This is a genomic window from Salinimicrobium oceani (genome assembly GCF_012037645.1).
In genome coordinates, this window is sequence record NZ_JAAVJR010000603.1 from 1 (window position 1) to 458 (window position 458).

Sequence of the window (458 nt, forward strand, 5' to 3'; positions counted from 1 at the left end):
CCTTAGCCGAAGAGTTTATCACATCCAGTTCCTGAACCTGGAAACGGGGGAGCTTTTGAATGATAAGCTGGAGAATACCACCGGTGGAGGTGCATGGGCAAATGATAATAAAACCTTTTTCTATACCACTAAAAATAAGGTTTCTCTTCTTTCAGAAAAAATCTACCGGCATACTTTAGGAGAAGATCACGCCAATAATGAGTTGGTGTACCATGAAAAAGATCCTTCTTTTTACATTGGAGTTGGTAAGTCAAAATCTGAAGAATATATTATCATCTTCACCGGAAGCACCCTCACCAGCGATTATCACATCCTTAAAGCCGATAATCCAAATGGAGATTTCGTGCAATTAACTCCCAGGGAAGAAGGATTGGAATACAGCATAGATCATTACGAGGATAAATTCTATGTGGTGACCAACCTGGATGCAAAGAATTTTAGGCTTATGGAAACTCCTG

1 pseudogene is annotated in these 458 nt (G+C 40.0%); it reads left to right on the plus strand.

Annotated features, from left to right (window positions below):
* Positions 1-458 (plus strand): annotated as a pseudogene (locus HC175_RS18475) (oligopeptidase B); the annotation flags it as partial.